General features: G+C 64.1%; 3 protein-coding genes. 2 read left to right on the forward strand and 1 reads right to left on the reverse strand.

The genetic code is table 11. From position 1 onward, the window contains the following. Positions 1-117: 117 nt before the first annotated feature. Positions 118-2589, forward strand: a complete 2472-nt coding sequence (locus tag FJ222_12115; GenBank protein MBM4165166.1) for a DNA/RNA helicase — start codon at positions 118-120, stop codon at positions 2587-2589. A gap of 35 nt (positions 2590-2624) precedes the next feature. Beyond that, on the forward strand, positions 2625-3437 hold the full coding sequence (locus FJ222_12120; GenBank protein MBM4165167.1) for a hypothetical protein: 813 nt from the start codon (positions 2625-2627) through the stop codon (positions 3435-3437). Between the two features lie 63 nt (positions 3438-3500). Here the strand turns inward: FJ222_12120 and cysK are convergent, their stop codons facing one another. Continuing rightward, positions 3501-4460 carry a cysteine synthase A gene (gene cysK, locus FJ222_12125; protein MBM4165168.1) on the reverse strand — a complete coding sequence of 320 codons (960 nt, stop codon included), beginning with the start codon at positions 4458-4460 and terminating at the stop codon, positions 3501-3503. Positions 4461-4639: the final 179 nt, after the last annotated feature.

Here is a 4639-nt window from a genome sequence, read left to right on the forward strand (position 1 = left end):
AGACCGGCCTCCTCATCAACTTCGGCGCCGAAAGCCTCCAGTTCAAACGCAAGACCCGCACCTACCGCCCCCCCAATCCTGCAAAATCCTGTTAATCCTGTCCAAGAAACCCCCGCCATGCCAATCCGCGTCCTAAAATCCTTCCAAGACGACGCCGTCAAAAGCGGCGTGGACCTCTTCACCACCGCCAAGCGCCTGCTGGATGCCGCCGGCGCCGACGCCGCCGGCCGTGCGAACGCCATCAACCACAACGGCTACCTGCTGATCGAGGCGCCCACCGGTTCCGGTAAAACCCTCATGGCCGGCACCATCGTCGAACGTTTCAGCCACGTGGAGGATGTCGTCTGGTTCTGGTTCGCCCCCTTCAAAGGCGTCGTCGGCCAGACCGCCGCCGTCTTGCGCGAGGAGTTCCACGGCCTGCACTTCCGGGAGCTCGCGGATGATCGTTCCATCAACCAGTCACGACGCGCTGATGTCTTCGTCACCACCTGGCAGGCCGTGGCCACGCGCCTCAAGGACAAACGCAACGTCCGCAAGGAGTCGGACAACAACCCGTCCATGGATACCCTCATCGAAGCCCTTCGCGACCAGGGGCTTCGCATTGGCGTCGTGGTGGACGAGGCCCACCACGGCTTCGGCCAGAAGACCCTCGCCGCGCAGTTCTTCAAAGAAGTTCTCCGGCCCGAGTACACCATTCTTATCACCGCCACGCCGGACGATGCCGATGTCACCGCCTTCGAGGATGCCATGGGCATTGCCGAACTTCAGCGCATCCGCGTCAGCCGCGCGGATGCCGTCAAGTCGGGCCTGATCAAGTCCGGCGTCAAGTGCGCCGCCTATTTTGTCGATCCCGAGAAACGCGCGCTGGTTGACTTGACCGCCACCGCCCTGCGCGACGGCGTTGCCGCGCACCGCACGCTCAAGAAGCAGTTGGAGGAGATGAACATTCCCCTGACGCCGCTTCTGCTGGTGCAGGCCGATTCCAGTGACAAGAGCGTGGACCGCCTCAAATCGGTGCTGCTGCGCATGGGATTCACAGACGAACAGGTCGCCGTCCACACCGCCGACGAACCGGACGCCGACATCCTCGCGCTGGCCAACGACGAACGGCGCGAGGTGCTTATCTTCAAGATGGCCGTGGCCCTGGGGTTTGATGCCCCGCGCGCTTTCACCCTTGTCTCCATGCGCGCCAGTCGCGACCCGGACTTCGGTGTCCAACTGGTCGGCCGCATCCTGCGCGTCCACCGCCGTCTCCAGGGCCGCGCCCAGTCCGGCACACTCCCCGACGCGCTCAATTACGGTTACGTCTTTCTGGCCGATCCAGAGACACAGACTGGCCTCGACATCGCCGGTCAGAAGATCAACGCCATTCAGACCGAGTACGCCAAGGCCAGCACCGCCACCGTCGTCCTGCACTACGGCGACGGCGTTTCCGGCGTCAGCACGGTCGAGGCAAACGGCCAGACCAGCTTCTTCGGTCTCGCATCTGAGACCGCCCCGCAGACAACCGGCGCCGCTGCCGTCAGCGATGTCGCCACCACGACCACCGGTAGGGTCGCCTACATCCCCAACTTCGACTTCGGCACCTTCTTCGGCGCCAACCCACCGCCACCCGCGCCCGGACCGTCGGCAAATACCCCGGCCAAGGTCTGCGGCTCCCCCGGATCGCACCGCTACCAACTGCGACCCGGCATGCCCCGCCGCTTCAAGACTCAGGTAGTCTGCCCGGACATCGAGGTCACAGAAGAGGAGTGCGCCGAGCGCTTCATCGTTTCCACCCGCGACCTCTTGGAGGCCATGAAGACCCAGGTGCCCGTCGAACGCCGCACCCTCGATGTCTTCACCCACACCTTCCAACAGGAATTCGATTTCAGCGCCGACCTGTCGCCCACCCAGGCGGCCGAGGCCGCCCACCGCGTTCTCTGCCGCAACAAGACCTTCGATCCCAAGGGCCTGCTCCAGGCGCTCCGCCGCAAACTCCAGAAGGTCATGCAGGACGAAACCATGCCCGAAGCGCAGGCTCCCGAGAAGGTTGCCTGTTTCCTCGATGTCATTCTCGCCACGCACCCCGAACTGCTGTTGGAGGCGCAGAAGGCCGCGCATGCCAAACACGCCCAGATTCTCGCGGCCGACGATCTCCCGTCCGAACTGGTCTGGGCCGAACCGCTCCCGAAATCGCCCCGCAACGTCTACGGCGTCATGCCAGCCGGTCTCAACACCTGGGAGGAACCCTTTGCCCAACTGCTCGACCGGGACATGAACCGCCTCGTCAAGTGGTGGCACCGCAACGAACCGCACAAACCCTGGTCCGTCAACGTCCTCATGCCCGACGGTCGCGGTTTCTTCCCGGATTTCGTCATCGGCATTGAAGGCCGCCAGACGGAAGACGGCGGGTTGCTCGCCGACCCTAAACTGTATTACCAACGCGACGACGAAGCCCCGAAAGTCCTCGCCGAACACCGCATCTACGGGCACGTGATGATCCTGTCGCTGGACGGCGTGCGCTGGATGATCGTTGGCTATGACGAAAAGGCGCAAAAGCCTATACTTGCAAAGGAATTCCGCCTGACGGACATGATAGATTTTTGAGGGAGAAAAACGAAACCTCAGCCAAGAGCCTCTCTATGCACACCGCCACCGTCCAATCCCGCCGCCCGCCCACAGGAACCCAGGAATGGGCCGCCAGCAACGTCAACATCCAGGACGGCTGCGAGCACGACTGCCGCTACTGCTACGCCAAGACCATGGCCATTCGCTTCAAGCGGGCGACCGCCCAGTCCTGGATCACACCCCATCTCCGTCAGCACGACGTGGACCGCCGGTACACCAAGCGGGATGGTCGGATCATGTTCCCGACCGCTCACGACATCACCCCGGCGAATCTGGATCCCTGCCTTGACGTGCTGACCCGGATGCTCGCCGCCGGCAACGAGGTCCTGATCGTCTCCAAACCCCGCGTCGTGTGCATCACCCGCCTCTGCGACACACTCCTGCCGTACCGCGACCAGATCGTCCTGCGCTTCTCGATCGCCTCCACCGACGACGCCGTTCTCTCCTTCTGGGAACCCGGCGCGCCGGCCTTCACCGAGCGTCTCGACTGTCTGCGCCTCGCCTACGCCCGGGAATTCGCCACCAGCGTCTCCTGCGAACCCATGCTCGACGCCAACCCGGACGCCCTCGTCGCCGCCGTCCGCCCCTACGTCACCGACTCGATCTGGCTCGGCAAGATCAACCGCCTCCGGAACATCCTGCCCCTGAACTGCCCCGGCGACGCCGCGGCCGTCCGCCGCGGCGCGGCCATCATGGCGTCCCAGAACGACACCGCCATCCGCGCCCTCTTCCGCCGCCACCACACCGACCCCCTGATCAAATGGAAAGACAGCATCAAGACGGTTGTCGGACTGGCTCACCCGAAGGAGCATGGCTTGGATATCTGAGGGAGAGGGCTTTGGGAAGGAGGACGGGGGAGGGAAGGACGGGACTTTCCCTCCTTTTCCGCCTCACACGCCGATCCCGTCGAAGAGGACCGATGACAGGTAGCGCTCGCCCGCGTCCGGGAGGATCACCACGATCGTCTTGCCGGCGAACTCCGGCAGGTTGGCGAGACGGACCGCCACCGCAGCTGCCGCGCCGCAGGAGATGCCGACCAGCAGCCCCTCTTCGCGCGCCAGGCGCCGGGCGAAGGCGACGGCCTCCGCGCTATCGACCTGCTCCACGCGGTCGACCATGGCGAGGTCGAGGGTGTCGGGAATGAACCCCGCGCCGATCCCCTGGATCTTGTGCGGCCCGGGCTTGAGATCGATCCCCGCCCGCTTTTGCGTGATGACCGGGCTTTCCCGCGGCTCCACCGCCACCGAGAGGATCTTCTTGCCGCAGGTATGCTTGATGTAGCGCGAAATGCCGGTGATCGTGCCGCCGGTGCCGACGCCCGCGACCAGCACGTCGATGCCGCCGTCGGTGTCTTTCCAAATCTCGGGCCCCGTCGTCTGCTCGTGAATCGCCGGATTGGCGGGATTCTTGAACTGCTGCGGCAGAAAATAGCGCTGTGGATCCGCTGCGGCCATCGCCTCAGCGCGGGTGATCGCCCCCTTCATCCCCTCGGCTCCCGGTGTGAGGATCAGGTTGGCACCGAACGCCGCCAAGACGCGCCGACGCTCGATGCTCATGGTCTCCGGCATCGTCAGCGTGAGCGTGTAGCCCCGCGCGGCGGCAACATAGGCCAGCGCGATGCCGGTGTTGCCGCTGGTCGGCTCGACGATCTCCATGCCGGGACGGAGCGCCCCCCGCTTCTCGGCGTCCCAAATCATGTTGGCGCCGATGCGGCACTTCACCGAGTAAGCCGGATTCCGCCCCTCGACCTTGCCCAGAACCGTTGCACCGGCTCCCTGAGTCACCCGATTCAACCGCACCAGCGGCGTGTTGCCAATGGATTGCGAATTGTCTGCGTATACCTGACCCATAACTCCACTCCTTTCGCTTGTTTTTTAAACACCAGATTGTTGATAGACTATATCGAAAATCGTCGCTTCCGTCAACTTCATTCGCTCTCTCCCGGCGTATCGAGTTGGTCCTGATAGACGTGGCGGCGGACTTTTTGTGTGGAGGTCCGTTCCAAGGGCTCGCGGCGTACCACGAGCTT

Source organism: Lentisphaerota bacterium, from assembly GCA_016873675.1.
GTDB lineage: Bacteria > Verrucomicrobiota > Kiritimatiellia > RFP12 > JAAYNR01 > VGWG01.